The following is a 13710-nucleotide window of genomic DNA, read 5'->3' as shown; positions in this document are numbered from 1 at the left end:
GCAGCTTGGAGAGTGTGCTTAGTTTTTGCTAGCGCTGGCGGCTGCGGCCGGCGCGCCTGCGGCTTCAGGCGGGACCACAGGGGTCTGCGACTGCTTGCGCTCGTGCGCAGTGCCCGCCGTCTTCTTGGAATGCGCGCTGTGGCTGGCTTGGGACTTGGCTTGCGCCTTGGCGGCTGCGGCGGCGCTGTACTTCTTGCCGTTGACCGTCAGGCCTTCCCTTGAAAAATTGACCGCGCTCTTGTTGCCGACGCCGCCCACGCGGCCGATGAAGTCGCTCCAGTCCTTGAAGGGCGCGCTTTTGCGTTCTTCAAGGATGCGGCCGGACAGGCCCGGGCCGATGCCCTTGATGCCATCGAGATCGGCCTCGGTCGCGGTGTTCACATCCACGGCCGCGAACGTGGCGGTGGCGCACAGGGTGGCGATGAGCAGCAGCAGTTTCTTGAGCATGGAGGTTTCCTGTGGGCGGTGCGCCGTGGGCTCTGGGGTGAGCGCGCGTCAGAGTTCTTCGACGCGGCGCGCCGGGTAGCTGTCCCAGGTCTGGCAGCCGGGGCACTGCCAGAAGTGCTGGCGCGCCTCGAAGCCGCAGGCTGCGCAGCGGTAGCGCGTGAGCGGCTTGACCGCATGCTCGAGCGCACGCTGTACCTGGGGGTGGAATTCCTCGTGTTCCAGCTTCTCGCCGGCCAGCCACTTGGCGGCGGCCACCAGCGAGCGCTCTTTGTCCAGATGTTGCACATAGCGTTGCCGCGCCGTGCTGCGAGTGGCTTCGTCGGCTGTTTCCAGGGCAACAATGGCTTCCAGTACGTCCAGCGAAGGGGCCTGTGTGTAGTGCGCCTGCAGCAGCGCCTGCACTTCGGGCACGCGCCGTGCGGTGGTGGCAGCCTCCACCATCATGGGTGCCGCCAGGGGGATGGCAGCGGGGTTGCGCTCGCCCAGGGTGCGCAGCGTGGCCAGCACGTCGGCGGGGCGGCCCATCATGCGCTGCAGCCGTGCCAGCTCGATGCGGGCGCGGGCAGCTTGCGGTGCTGCGGCGACAGCCTGTTCCAGCAGGGTTTGCGCCCCCGCGAGGTCGCCCTGACCGCTCAAGGCGAGCGCCTGCTCGCACAGGTAGTGGGCTTGGCGGGTGCTGAAGTCGCCCTGGTCGGCGTCGTGCATCTTGCGGGCAATGGTGGCGGCATGGGGCCAGTCGCGTGATCTTTCGTAGATGGCCAGCAGTGCCATGCGGGCCTGCGCCTCGAAAGGCGTGCTCTCCAGACGCTGCAGCGCATCTTCCGCGCGGTCCAGCAGGCCCGCCTTGAGGAAGTCGAGCGCCAGTGCATGCTGGGCGCGCTCGCGGTCGGTGCGGGAGAGGTCGCCGCGGGACAGCAGGTGTTCATGCACGCGCACTGCGCGGTCGTATTCGCCGCGGCGGCGAAACAGGTTGCCCAGGGCGAAGTGCAGCTCCGAGGTGTCGGGGTCGTTCTGCACGGCCTCGATGAAGGCGTCGATGGCCTGGTCCTGCTGCTCGTTCAGCAGGAAATTCAGACCCTTGAAATAGGCCTTGGGCGCGCGGCGGTTTTCGGCCCGCAGCTGGCGCAGGTCGAAGCGCGAGGCCAGCCAGCCCAGCACGAAGGCGACGGGCAGGCCCAGCAGGATCCAGGTCAGGTCAAATTCCATGGACGGAGGGCAGGTCAGGCGGTGGAGGAGGCGCGGGCGGCGTGCTGGTGGCAGCCGCAGCCGTGGCTAGGGCCGAGGGCGCGGCACTGGCGGCGATGGCCTGTGCGCGCCGTGCTGCCGCACGATGGCGCCACCAGCGCGGCACCATGCCCAGCACCCCGACCGCAAGTCCGGCGGAGAAGGCGGTCAGCACCACCAGCACGAGCGGGGCTCGCCATTGGGTGCCAAAGAAGAAATGCACGGTCGCATCCTGCTGGTTGTTCAGCGCGAAGGCGAAGAGCGTAAAAAAAATGGCTGCCTTGAGCAGCCACAGGAGGTATTTCATCGGTCTCCCCAGTGGTGGGGCGATTCTAAGAGGGTGTCCAAGGTCTTCCCGGGACATCGTGCCGCAGCGTCGAGCCAAAACTTCGGGTGCATTGGCACCTTGGCGTGTTGCCGGTGGTGCGGCTGGTGAAACCATGCCGGCAACTGGCGGCATGCCCAATGGATTTTGTGTGTCCAACAGGCAGATACCGCTTACCTGGCAAGCGGTATCTGCTATCAATCTTGATTATTTGCCGGGGCGGCGATTTCTTCCAGCTCGGCCGTGCGTTTGTCGACGGCTTCGCGCAGGGCCTTGCCCGGCTTGAAGTGCGGCACGCGCTTTTCGGGGATGGCGACGGCCTCGCCGCTGCGGGGGTTGCGGCCCATGCGGGGCGGACGGTGGTTGACCGAGAAGCTGCCAAAGCCCCGGATCTCGATGCGGTGCCCGCGCACCAGCGCGTCGCCCACGGCGTCCAGGATCGTCTTGACGGCGAATTCGGCATCGCGGTGGGTGAGTTGGCCAAATCGTGCGGCCAGTTCTTCAACCAGGTCTGAGCGGGTCATGGAGTCTTGGGACATAGGCGCGAGTGCCGGTGGGCAAAGGGTTGTCTCTTCTTCTTGAAAAAAGAGCGGGCGCCGAGGCGCCCGCTGTCTGACCTTCAGGAAAGTCCTGTGCGAATCACGGCATGGCCCGATTCGCGCAGATCCTTCCCGCTGGGGTCAGCGCTTTACTTTTCCGAGTTGTCCAGCTTGGCGCGCAGCAGGGCGCCCAGGCTGGTCGTGCCGGCGCTTTCGCGGGCCGACTGTTGCGACAGGTTCGACATGGCTTCTTGCTGGTCGGCCATGTCCTTGGCCTTGATCGACAGCTGGATGTTGCGGGTCTTGCGATCCACGTTGACCACCACGGCCGTGACTTCGTCGCCTTCCTTGAGCACGTTGCGGGCATCTTCCACGCGGTCGCGGGAGATTTCCGAAGCGCGCAGGTAGCCCACGATGTCTTCGCCGAGGTCGATTTCAGCGCCACGGGCGTCCACGGTCTTGACCTTGCCGGTCACCGTCTGGCCCTTGTCGTTCACGGTCACGAAGGTCGTGAATGGGTCGCCATCAAGCTGCTTGATGCCCAGCGAGATGCGCTCGCGGTCCACGTCCACGGCCAGCACGATGGCTTCCACTTCCTGGCCCTTCTTGTAGTTGCGAACAGCGGCTTCGCCGGGTTCGTTCCACGAGAGGTCGGACAGGTGCACCAGGCCGTCGATACCGGCAGCCAGGCCCACGAACACGCCGAAGTCGGTGATCGACTTGATAGGACCCTTGACGCGGTCGCCGCGCTTGGTGTCCTGTGCGAATTCCTGCCATGGGTTGGCCTTGCACTGCTTCATGCCCAGGCTGATGCGGCGCTTGTCTTCGTCGATTTCCAGGACCATGACTTCGACTTCGTCGCCCAGCGAAACCAGCTTGGCGGGAGCGATGTTCTTGTTGGTCCAGTCCATTTCGGAGACGTGCACCAGGCCTTCGATGCCGGGTTCGAGTTCGACGAACGCGCCGTAGTCGGCGATGTTCGTGATCTTGCCGAACAGGCGGGTGCCTTGTGGGTAGCGGCGGTTCACGCCCATCCATGGGTCGTCGCCCATTTGCTTCAGACCCAGCGAGACACGGTTCTTCTCGGTGTCGAACTTCAGGATCTTGGCGGTGATTTCCTGGCCAGCCGTCACCACTTCAGAGGGGTGACGCACGCGGCGCCATGCCATGTCGGTGATGTGCAGCAGGCCGTCGATGCCGCCCAGGTCCACGAACGCACCGTATTCGGTGATGTTCTTGACCACGCCCTGCACGATGGAGCCTTCCTTGAGGGTTTCCATCAGCTTGGCGCGCTCTTCGCCCATGGAGGCTTCCACCACGGCGCGGCGGCTCAGCACCACGTTGTTGCGCTTGCGGTCGAGCTTGATGACCTTGAATTCCATGGTCTTGTTTTCGTACGGCGTCAGATCCTTGATCGGACGCGTATCGATCAGCGAACCGGGCAGGAATGCGCGGATGCCGTTGACCAGGACCGTGAGGCCGCCCTTGACCTTGCCGGACGTGGTGCCGGTGACGAATTCGCCAGATTCCAGGGCCTTTTCCAGGCTCATCCAGGAAGCCAGGCGCTTGGCGGTGTCGCGCGACAGGATGGTGTCGCCGTAGCCGTTTTCGATGGAGCCAATGGCCACCGACACGAAGTCACCCACTTGGACTTCGACTTCGCCCTTGTCGTTCTTGAACTCTTCCAGCGGCACGTAGGCTTCGGACTTGAGGCCGGCGTTGACCACGACGAAGTTGTGCTCGACGCGCACGACTTCAGCGGTGATCACTTCGCCTGGGCGCATTTCCGTACGCTGCAGGGATTCTTCAAAAAGGGCGGCAAAAGATTCGGACATGTGTTTCCTTGCCACAAACAGGATTCCGGCAGCACCATTGCTACCGTTTTTATAGCTGCTTGCGGTGGTTTTTTGCGGCTGAGCCGCGGGTTAGGTTAACGATCCACACAACCTGTGCGCTGGCGCGCGGGAGGGGCTGCGTGGGCCTGTGGCAAGGCCTTGCGGCACTGCCTGCGGGGCCTGGTTCGACCCAGGGCCCTGCACGTTTCAGCCTTGCGCAGCAGCTGCTACTGCTGCAAAAGGCTGGCGCTCCTGCCACCAGGCCAACACCTGATCGACGGCTTCATCAATCGTCAAGGTGGAGTTGTCCAGGACCAGAGCATCCTGCGCGGGCTTGAGCGGTGCGACCGGGCGGGAGCTGTCCCGCAGGTCGCGCGCCTCCAGGTCCGCGCGAAGGTCTTCGATACTAGCTGAAAAACCCTTTGAAATCAACTGTTTATGGCGGCGTTCCGCGCGGCAGGCTGCGCTGGCTGTCAGATACACCTTCAAAGGGGCTCCTGGGAAGATCACGGTGCCCATGTCGCGTCCGTCGGCCACCAGCCCGGGCAGGCGCCGAAAGCTGTGCTGCAGATCCACCAGCGCCTCGCGCACCGAGGGCAGGGCGGACACGCGGGAGGCGTTCATGCCCGCTTCTTCGGTGCGGATCGCCTCGGTCACATCGTCGTCGCCCAGCCACACCTTGCCGCCTTCAAACCGCACGGGCAGCGTCTGGGCCATGGCGGCGATGCGGGGCTCGTGGGCGGTGTCGATGGCAAAGCCTGCGCGCAGTGCCGCGAGCGCGGTGATGCGGTACATGGCGCCCGAATCCAGGAAGCGGTAGCCGAGCCTTCGGGCGACGGCGGCGGCCACGGTGCCCTTGCCCGAGGCGGTGGGCCCGTCGATGCAGATCACCGGGATGTCTTCAGCAGGGGCTTGCGACACCGAGAACAGCGTCTCGAAATAGTCGGGGAAGGTCTTGGCCACGCATTTGGGGTCTTCGATGCGCACCGGCAGCCGGGCGGGGTTGAAGGCCGCGAGCGAGAAGCACATGGCCACCCGGTGGTCGTCGTAGGTGTGGATGCTGGCGGCTTTCCAGTCCTGCCCGTGCGCGGGCGGCGTCACGCGGATGAAGTCGGCGCCTTCTTCGACCGTGGCGCCGAGCTTGCGCAGCTCGTTGGCCATGGCGGCGATACGGTCGGTTTCCTTCACGCGCCAACTGGCGATGTTGGTCAATGTGGTCGTGCCCTCGGCATACAACGCCATCACCGCCAGCGTCATGGCGGCGTCGGGGATGTGGTTGCAGTCCAGCGCGATGGCTTTGAGCGGCCATGCTCCGCGCTCGATGTGCAGCCAGTTGGGCCCGCCGGTGACCACCGCGCCCATGCCCCGGGCCGCTTCGACAAAGCGGATGTCACCCTGGATCGAGTCCAGCCCCACGCCGCGGATCTTGATGCCCTTGGGGTCGCTGGGGCCGCTGCCGCAAGGTGCTATTGCGCCAAGTGCTATGAAATAGCTAGCAGAGGAGGCGTCTGCCTCGACGTGGATGCTGCCGGGCGACTGGTACCGGCTGCCGGCCGGGATGGTGAAGCGCTGCCAGTTCTGGTGCTCCACCACGATGCCGAAGCGCGCCAGCAGCTGCAGGGTGATGGCGATGTAGGGCTTGGAGATGAGCTCGCCCACCACCTCGATGGTGATGGGCTGCGTGGCCGCCGCCAGGGGCAGCGCCATGAGCAAGGCAGTGAGGAATTGGCTCGAAACATCCCCGCGCACGCGGATCGGCGCGGCCAGCGCCAGCGCAGGCACTCCGTCGGCGTGGGCAATGCGCAGCGGCGGGTAGCCATCGTTGCCCAGGTAGTCGATGCGGCAACCCAACTGGCGCAGCGCGTCGACCAGATCGCCAATCGGCCGCTCGTGCATGCGGGGCACGCCAGACAGCTCGAACTCGCCCCCCAGCAGCGCCAGTGCCGCCGTCAGCGGCCGCATGGCCGTGCCCGCATTGCCCATGAACAGCTTGGCAGGCGACTGCGGCGCGCGGCCGCCCAGCCCGGTGATGTGCACGGTGCTGCCGCTCTCGTCGACGGCGCACCCGATCTGGCGCAGCGCGTCCAGCATCACACGCGTATCGTCCGACGCCAGCAGGTCGTGCACAGCGGTGGTGCCATTGCTCAGCGCCGCCAGCAGCAGCACTCGGTTGGAAATGCTCTTGGAGCCCGGCAGATGGACTTCGCCCGTAGCGGCTTGCAGGGGAGGCAGGTCTAGGAAAACAGTGCTGTACATCAGTGTGATTCGTCCATCGCTCAAAAGAGCATTAACCAGCCCGGTGAATTGAGCCAGAGCACGAGGGCCGCAGGCCAAGTCAGTGGCGGTCATCCGCCAAACCCTGCGCACCCGTCACGCCCTACGAAACCGGCGCGCCCCAGGCGAGTGCACCCGTGGAACTGGCTCCGCCAGGCCACCGGGTGCGTCCCCCTTGGGGGAAGGCGCCGCAGGCGACTCAGGGGGCTACCAGGCCGGGGGCTACTTCCTCTTCGCGCCCATGCGCCAATGCGCCCGCGTTTCGCTGGCCAGCGTCAGCATGTCTTCCAGCGACTGACTGTCGCTTTTTTCCATGGCCTGTTCGATGTTGAGCAGCGCTTGCCGGAACAGCTTGGACTGCGCGAGCAACTCTTCGCGGTTGGACAGCAGAATGTCGCGCCAGACCTTGGGGTCGCTGGCGGCAATGCGGGTGAAGTCGCGAAAGCCCGGGCCGGCCAGCGACAGGAATTCGTCGCCTTCGTTCTGGCCGGTGATGCTGTTCATCATGGCGAACGCCAGCACGTGGGGCAGGTGGCTCACGGCCGCGAAAGCGGCATCGTGCGATTCGGGCGACATGCTGCTCACGCGGCAGCCCAGGGCCGTCCAGATCTCGTCGGCCTTTTGCAACTGCACGGTGAGCGTGCGTTCGGTGGGCGTCAGGATGACCTGGCGGCCGCTGTACAGGTCGGCCTCGGCATGCTCCACGCCCGACACTTCGCGCCCCGTGATCGGGTGCGCGGGCACGAACGAGCCCACCTGGTCGCGCAGTGCGCGGCGCGCAGCCTGCACCACGTCGGCCTTGGTGGAACCCACGTCCATGATCAGCATCTGGGGGGTGACCAGGTGCTTGATGGCCTTGAGCGTGGCCTCGGTGGCGGCCACGGGCACGGCCAGCAGCACGATGTCCGCGCCCGCCACGGCCAGCAGCGCGGAGGGGGCTTCCACGTCGATCACGCCCATCTGGCGGGCGCGGTCGGTGGTGGAGGGCGACTTGCTGTAGCCCACCACGCGCTTGACGAGCCCGGCTTTCTTCATCGCCAGGGCAAACGAGCCTCCCATGAGCCCGCAGCCGATCAGTCCCAATTGTTCAAACATGGCGGCTGTTCCTTACGACGAGACAGGGTAGGTTCCCAGGACCTTGTAGAACGCGCACAGGCTGCGCAGCTCTTCCAGGGCTCGTGCCACGTGGGGTTGGGCTGGGTGGCCGTCCAGGTCGATGTAGAAGTAGTACTCCCACTGGCCCGTGCGTGCCGGGCGCGATTCGAAGCGCGTCATGGACACGCCGTGGGTCTTGAGCGGGACCAGCAGGTCGTGCACCGCGCCGGGCCGGTTGGGCACCGACACCACGAGGCTGGTGCAGTCCTTGCCAGAGGGCGGCGGCGTCTGCAGCGTGTGTGGCAGGCAGATGATGGCGAAGCGGGTGCGGTTGTAGGCGTCGTCCTGGATCGCGTGCGCCACGATGTGCAGGCCGAACTGGGTGGCAGCTCGCTCGCTGGACAGCCCCGCCCAGGCGGGGTTGGTGGTGGCCAGGCGTGCGCCTTCGGCGTTGCTCGACACAGGGCGGCGCTCGGCATGTGGCAGGTGCTTGGACAACCAGGCCTGGCACTGCGCCAGTGCCTGCGGGTGCGCGAGCACTACCTCGATGCCGTCCAGCGAGTTGGTGGTGCGCAGCAGGTTGTGGCGCACCAGCAGGCTCACTTCGCCCACCACGTGGGTGGGGGTATGCAGGAACAGGTCGAGCGAGCGGGTGACCACGCCTTCGGTGGAGTTCTCCACGCCCACCACGCCGTACTGGGCGCTGCCGGCGGCTGTGGCGTGGAACACCTCGTCGAAGTTGGCGCAGTACATCAGGTCGGCCGCGCCGCCGAAGAATTCGATGGCCGCCTGTTCGCAGAAGGTGCCTTCAGGGCCGAGCACGGCCACGCGCTGGGGTGACTCGAGTGCCAGACAGGCGGACATGATCTCGCGCCAGATGGCCGCCACATGGGGACCCTTGAGCGGGCCGGGGTTGGCCGTCTGGATCTTCTCGATGACCTGCGCCACGCGGTCGGGGCGGAAGAACGGCGTGCCTTCGCGCTTCTTGACTTCGCCCACCTGTTCGGCCACCAGAGCCCGCTGGTTGAGCAGCGTGAGCAGTTGCTGGTCGATGGAGTCGATCTGCACGCGCAGGCTGGCGAGGTCGGGTGAGGCTTGCGGAGTATTCATGAATGGGGTGTCAGTGCGCTTTCGCGAGAACAGGTGTCGGTGGAGGTTCCGGTTCAGGCGTGTTTTTGTTCAAATTCTCGCATGTAGTCCACCAGCGCCTGCACTCCAGCCAGCGGCATGGCGTTGTAGACGCTGGCGCGCATGCCACCCACGGACTTGTGGCCCTTGAGCTGCAGCAGGCCGCGTTCCTTGGCCCCTGCCAGGAACGCGTCGTTGCGGCTTTCGTCGCGCAGGAAGAACGGTATGTTCATGCGCGAGCGGCAGTTGGCGGCCACCTTGTTCACGTACAGCTGCGAGCTGTCGATGGCGTTGTAAAGCAGTTCAGCCTTGCCGATGTTGCGACGCTCCATGGCGGCCACGCCGGTAAGGCCACCTTCGGTCTGGCGCAGGAGCCACTGGAAGGTGAGGCCGGCAATGTAGATGCCCCAGGTCGGCGGGGTGTTGTACATGGACTGGTTGTCAGCCACTGTCTTGTAGTCAAAGGCGCTGGGACAGGCGGGCAGGGCGTGGCCGAGCAGGTCTTCGCGCACCACGACGAGGGTCAGCCCGGCGGGGCCGAGGTTCTTCTGGGCGCCGCCGAAGGCCAGGCCCACGCGCGACCAGTCCACGGGGCGCGACGCCACATGCGACGAGAAATCGATGACCAGGGGGGCATCGCTGCCCAGGGCCTGGATGTCCGGCAGTTGGTGGAATTCGATGCCGTTGATGGTCTCGTTGCTGCAGATGTGCAGGTAGCTGGCGCCACGGCTCAGCGTCCAGGTGGCGGGGTCGGGCAGGGTGGTGAAGCCCGTGTCCTCGGCCGAGCCGACGATGTTCACCTCGGAGGCGTACTTGCGGGCTTCCTTCTGGGACTTCTGGCTCCAGCTGCCGGTCAGCACGAAATCGACCACACCGGCGCGGGAGAGGTTCAGCGGCACGATGGCGTTTTCGGCCAGGCCGCCGCCCTGCATGAACAAAATCTTGAAGTTGGAAGGCACGGCCAGCAGTGCACGCAGGTCGGCTTCAGCCTGTTCATAGATGGAGAGGAATTCCTTGCCGCGGTGGCTCATCTCCATCACGCCCATGCCGCTGCCATGCCAGTCGAGCATTTCGGCAGCGGCTTGCTCCAGCACCTCGGCGGGAATGGCGGCCGGGCCGGCCGAGAAGTTATAGGGACGGTTCATGATCAATCCATCAAAAACACTGCCAGCGCTTGATGGGTAAGCGCTGGCAGCTTCACTTTTCATAGCAATGGCGCGGTCTGTGTACGGCGCCTCGCGGCAAGGGTCAGGCGTCGGGCGTGGGCGGCGTTCCGGAGTCTGGGGGGCTGCCGCCGTCCGAGCTGCCTTCGCCGTCCGACTCGGGGTCGGCCACGTTGGCGTCGTTTTCCACGATGCGCTGCAGGCCGCTGAGCTTGGAGCCTTCGTCCAGCGCGATCAGTGTCACGCCCTGCGTGGCCCGGCCGAGTTCACGGATCTCGGACACGCGGGTGCGCACCAGCACGCCCTTGTCGGTGATCAGCATGATCTCGTCGTCGGCATGCACCAGCGTGGCGGCCACGACCTTGCCGTTGCGCTCGCTCTGCTGGATGGCGATCATGCCCTTGGTGCCGCGGCCGTGGCGCGTGTATTCGACGATGCTGGTGCGCTTGCCGTAGCCGTTTTCGGTGGCGGTGAGCACGCTTTGCGTTTCGTCTTCGGCCACCAGCATCGCGATCACGCTCTGGCCGTCTTCCAGCGTCATACCGCGCACGCCGCGGGCCTGGCGGCCCAGCGGGCGCACGTCGTTCTCGTCGAAGCGCACGGCCTTGCCGCCGTCGCTGAACAGCATCACGTCGTGCTTGCCATCGGTCAGCGCGGCGCCGATCAGATAGTCGCCATCGTCCAGGTTCACGGCGATGATGCCGCCCTTGCGCGGGTTGCTGAATTCATCGAGCGCCGTCTTCTTGACCGTGCCCATGCTCGTGCCCATGAACACATAGCGGTCGGCCGGGAAGGTGCGCATGTCGCCGGTCAGCGGCAGCACCACGTTGACCTTCTCGCCGTCCTGCAGCGGGAACATGTTGACGATGGGGCGGCCCCGCGAGCCACGCGAGCCGGCGGGCACTTCCCAGACCTTGAGCCAGTACAGGCGTCCGCGGTTGGAGAAGCACAGGATGTAGTCGTGCGTGTTGGCGATGAAGAGCTGGTCGATCCAGTCGTCTTCCTTGGTCGCCGTGGCCTGCTTGCCCCGCCCGCCGCGCTTTTGCGCGCGGTACTCGGACAGGGGCTGGCTCTTGATGTAGCCGGTGTGGCTGAGCGTCACCACCATGTCGGTGGGGGTGATCAGGTCTTCGGTGGAGAGGTCTTGCGCGCTGTACTCGACGATGCTGCGGCGCGCGCCCAGCTTGTGCTGGCCGAATTCCGTCTTGATGGAGGTGAGCTCTTCGCCAATGATGGTGGAGACGCGCTCGGGCTTGGCGAGGATGTCCAGCAGGTCTTCGATGACCGCCATGACTTCCTTGTACTCGGCGACGATCTTGTCCTGCTCCAGGCCAGTCAGGCGCTGCAGGCGCATCTGCAGGATTTCCTGGGCCTGGGTTTCAGACAGGCGGTACAGGCCGTCCTGGCCCATGCCGAATTCCTTTTCCAGGCCGTCGGGACGGTAGTCGTCGGCATTGATCACGCCGCCGTCTTCGCGGGTGCGGGTGAGCATCTCGCGCACCAGCTTGCTGTCCCATGAGCGGGCCATCAGCTCGGACTTGGCCACCGGCGGCGTGGGGGCGTTGCGGATGATGGCAATGAAGTCGTCGATGTTGGCCAGGGCCACGGCCAGGCCTTCGAGCACGTGTCCGCGGTCGCGCGCCTTGCGCAGCTCGAATACCGTGCGGCGCGTCACCACTTCGCGGCGATGCTGCAGGAAGACGACGATCAGGTCCTTCAGGTTGCACAAACGCGGCTGGCCGTCGATCAGCGCCACCATGTTCATGCCGAAGGTGTCCTGCAGCTGCGTCTGCTTGTACAGGTTGTTCAGCACCACCTCGGGCACTTCGCCGCGTTTGAGCTCGATCACCAGCCGCATGCCCGACTTGTCGGACTCGTCCTGGATGTGGCTGATGCCTTCGATCTTTTTCTCGTGGACCAGCTCTGCCATGCGCTCCTGCAGCGTCTTCTTGTTGACCTGGTAGGGCAGCTCGTCAACGATGATCGCCTGGCGCTGGCCCCGGTCGATGTCCTCGAAGTGGCACTTGGCGCGCATGATCACGCGGCCGCGGCCCGTGCGATAGCCGTCCTTCACTCCATTGATGCCGTAGATGATGCCCGCGGTGGGGAAGTCGGGCGCCGGAATGATCTCCATCAGCTCGTCGATGGAGGCCTCGGGGTGGCGCAGCATGTGCAGGCAGGCGTCCACCACTTCGTTGAGATTGTGGGGTGGAATATTGGTGGCCATGCCCACGGCAATCCCGGCCGAACCGTTGACCAGCAGGTTGGGCAATTTGCTGGGCAATACCAGCGGCTCCTTTTCACTGCCGTCGTAATTGGGGCCGAAATCGACAGTCTCCTTGTCGATATCGCCCAACATTTCGTGAGCGATCTTGGCCAGACGGATTTCGGTATACCGCATGGCCGCAGCGTTGTCTCCGTCCACCGAACCGAAATTGCCCTGACCGTCCACCAGCATATGTCGCAGCGAGAAATCCTGCGCCATCCGCACGATGGTGTCATACACCGCCGAATCACCGTGGGGGTGGTACTTACCAATCACGTCGCCCACGATACGGGCCGACTTCTTGTAAGGCCGGTTCCAGTCGTTGTTGAGCTCGTGCATCGCGAACAACACGCGGCGGTGCACAGGCTTCAGGCCGTCGCGGGCGTCGGGCAGGGCCCGGCCCACAATCACGCTCATCGCGTAGTCGAGATAACTGCGCCGCATCTCCTCTTCGAGGCTGATGGGCAAGGTTTCTTTGGCAAACTGGGTCATTGGGGGCGGCGGCGGTGGCAAAGGAGATTCATTTTAGAGGTAAGAGCGTGTAGCGCTTCAGCAACATATCGTGGCAATTCCGGTTTTGTCCTACGGAGCGCGCACCGGCGCCCCCGCTTTTGCCCTGTTACGTATGGCACAATCGTTTGAACGCTTTGGGTGGTGGTCACCCCAAGCGTCCTGATTCGCAGCGCGGCTGCGGCTTTTTCCCCAAGAGGAGAACCATGAAGAAACTGAACAAAGTGGCGATGTTGTTTGCCTCTGCAGCGCTCGCAACCGCCGCTGGCGCACAAACCGTTGACAACTGGCGTGATGCTTCTGGCCAACTGGTCTGGAAGAACGGTACCAACGAATACTGCTGGCGCAACGCCAACTGGACGCCTGCTACGGCTGCTCCTGGCTGCGACGGCGCTATCGCTGCTCCCGCTCCTGCCGCTGCTCCTGCTCCTGCCGCCACTCCAGCAGCACCAGCACCTGCACCAGCTCCAGCACCAGCACCAGCTGTCGCCACCAAGGTAACCTACGCTGCTGACGCTTTCTTCGACTTCGACAAGTCCGTGCTGAAGCCAGAAGGCAAGGCCAAGCTGGACGACCTGGTCTCCAAGGTCAAGGGCATCAACCTGGAAGTGATCATCGCCGTGGGTCACACTGACTCCGTGGGTTCCGATGCTTACAACCAGAAGCTGTCGGTCCGCCGTTCCGAAGCCGTGAAGGCTTATCTGGTGTCCAAGGGCATCGAAAAGAACCGCGTCTACACCGAAGGCAAGGGCGAAAAGCAACCTGTGGCTGACAACAAGACTGCCGAAGGCCGCGCCAAGAATCGCCGCGTGGAAATCGAAGTGGTCGGTACCCGCGCTGCTCAGTAATCCCCTGGATTGCTGTTATGCACAAAAAAGCCCCGGTAACGGGGCTTTTTTGCGTT

11 protein-coding genes are annotated in these 13710 nt (G+C 64.8%); 1 reads left to right on the top strand and 10 read right to left on the bottom strand.

The window, feature by feature from the left end:
• Positions 1-18: 18 nt before the first annotated feature.
• The 10 genes from KW835_RS06255 to gyrA all read right to left on the bottom strand — a co-directional run bounded on the left by KW835_RS06255 (position 19) and on the right by gyrA (position 12788).
• Positions 19-447, bottom strand: coding sequence for a helix-hairpin-helix domain-containing protein (locus KW835_RS06255; protein ID WP_218381448.1), 429 nt, complete (start codon positions 445-447; stop codon positions 19-21).
• 48 nt (positions 448-495) lie between these two features.
• Positions 496-1653, bottom strand: a complete 1158-nt coding sequence (gene lapB, locus KW835_RS06250; RefSeq protein WP_218381446.1) for a lipopolysaccharide assembly protein LapB — start codon at positions 1651-1653, stop codon at positions 496-498.
• Positions 1643-1978 (bottom strand): lipopolysaccharide assembly LapA domain-containing protein, encoded by a 336-nt coding sequence (locus tag KW835_RS06245; RefSeq protein WP_218381444.1) that lies wholly within the window; start codon positions 1976-1978, stop codon positions 1643-1645. Before KW835_RS06245 ends, lapB begins: the two co-directional genes overlap by 11 nt.
• A 215-nt stretch (positions 1979-2193) precedes the next feature.
• On the bottom strand, positions 2194-2520 hold the full coding sequence (locus KW835_RS06240) for an integration host factor subunit beta (RefSeq protein ID WP_218381443.1): 327 nt from the start codon (positions 2518-2520) through the stop codon (positions 2194-2196).
• Between the two features lie 164 nt (positions 2521-2684).
• Positions 2685-4370 carry a 30S ribosomal protein S1 gene (gene rpsA, locus KW835_RS06235; protein WP_218381442.1) on the bottom strand — a complete coding sequence of 562 codons (1686 nt, stop codon included), beginning with the start codon at positions 4368-4370 and terminating at the stop codon, positions 2685-2687.
• 207 nt (positions 4371-4577) lie between these two features.
• Positions 4578-6626, bottom strand: a complete 2049-nt coding sequence (locus KW835_RS06230) for a bifunctional 3-phosphoshikimate 1-carboxyvinyltransferase/cytidylate kinase (RefSeq protein ID WP_218381441.1) — start codon at positions 6624-6626, stop codon at positions 4578-4580.
• A gap of 240 nt (positions 6627-6866) precedes the next feature.
• Positions 6867-7739 carry a prephenate dehydrogenase/arogenate dehydrogenase family protein gene (locus tag KW835_RS06225; RefSeq protein WP_218381439.1) on the bottom strand — a complete coding sequence of 291 codons (873 nt, stop codon included), beginning with the start codon at positions 7737-7739 and terminating at the stop codon, positions 6867-6869.
• A gap of 12 nt (positions 7740-7751) precedes the next feature.
• Positions 7752-8849 carry a prephenate dehydratase gene (pheA, locus tag KW835_RS06220; RefSeq protein ID WP_218381438.1) on the bottom strand — a complete coding sequence of 366 codons (1098 nt, stop codon included), beginning with the start codon at positions 8847-8849 and terminating at the stop codon, positions 7752-7754.
• Between the two features lie 53 nt (positions 8850-8902).
• The gene (gene serC, locus KW835_RS06215) at positions 8903-10012 is read right to left on the bottom strand and encodes a 3-phosphoserine/phosphohydroxythreonine transaminase (protein ID WP_218381437.1); all 1110 of its coding nucleotides are present in this window, start codon (positions 10010-10012) and stop codon (positions 8903-8905) included.
• A 103-nt stretch (positions 10013-10115) separates the two neighbouring features.
• Positions 10116-12788 carry a DNA gyrase subunit A gene (gene gyrA, locus KW835_RS06210; RefSeq protein WP_218381435.1) on the bottom strand — a complete coding sequence of 891 codons (2673 nt, stop codon included), beginning with the start codon at positions 12786-12788 and terminating at the stop codon, positions 10116-10118.
• Positions 12789-13012: 224 nt separating this feature from the next.
• Between gyrA and ompA the strand changes: the two genes are divergently transcribed.
• Complete coding sequence (ompA, locus tag KW835_RS06205; protein ID WP_218381434.1) at positions 13013-13654, top strand: outer membrane protein OmpA; 642 nt, start codon at positions 13013-13015, stop codon at positions 13652-13654.
• The last annotated feature ends 56 nt before the right edge of the window (positions 13655-13710 follow it).

The sequence above is a fragment of the Acidovorax sp. sic0104 genome (genome assembly GCF_019219095.1).
Taxonomy (GTDB): Bacteria; Pseudomonadota; Gammaproteobacteria; order Burkholderiales; family Burkholderiaceae_C; genus Acidovorax.
The sequence above is the reverse complement of the archived record's forward strand: the minus strand, read 5'-3'. Positions and strand labels throughout refer to the sequence as shown.

What these genes read in the sequence shown, in the direction of transcription:
- KW835_RS06245 (WP_218381444.1), bottom strand. Translation starts at nt 1,978, where the DNA reads ATGAAATACCTCCTGTGGCTGCTCAAGGCAGCCATTTTTTTTACGCTC.
- gyrA (WP_218381435.1), bottom strand. Translation starts at nt 12,788, where the DNA reads ATGACCCAGTTTGCCAAAGAAACCTTGCCCATCAGCCTCGAAGAGGAG.
- KW835_RS06230 (WP_218381441.1), bottom strand. Translation starts at nt 6,626, where the DNA reads ATGTACAGCACTGTTTTCCTAGACCTGCCTCCCCTGCAAGCCGCTACG.
- rpsA (WP_218381442.1), bottom strand. Translation starts at nt 4,370, where the DNA reads ATGTCCGAATCTTTTGCCGCCCTTTTTGAAGAATCCCTGCAGCGTACG.
- KW835_RS06240 (WP_218381443.1), bottom strand. Translation starts at nt 2,520, where the DNA reads ATGACCCGCTCAGACCTGGTTGAAGAACTGGCCGCACGATTTGGCCAA.
- lapB (WP_218381446.1), bottom strand. Translation starts at nt 1,653, where the DNA reads ATGGAATTTGACCTGACCTGGATCCTGCTGGGCCTGCCCGTCGCCTTC.
- serC (WP_218381437.1), bottom strand. Translation starts at nt 10,012, where the DNA reads ATGAACCGTCCCTATAACTTCTCGGCCGGCCCGGCCGCCATTCCCGCC.
- pheA (WP_218381438.1), bottom strand. Translation starts at nt 8,849, where the DNA reads ATGAATACTCCGCAAGCCTCACCCGACCTCGCCAGCCTGCGCGTGCAG.
- KW835_RS06225 (WP_218381439.1), bottom strand. Translation starts at nt 7,739, where the DNA reads ATGTTTGAACAATTGGGACTGATCGGCTGCGGGCTCATGGGAGGCTCG.
- ompA (WP_218381434.1), top strand. Translation starts at nt 13,013, where the DNA reads ATGAAGAAACTGAACAAAGTGGCGATGTTGTTTGCCTCTGCAGCGCTC.
- KW835_RS06255 (WP_218381448.1), bottom strand. Translation starts at nt 447, where the DNA reads ATGCTCAAGAAACTGCTGCTGCTCATCGCCACCCTGTGCGCCACCGCC.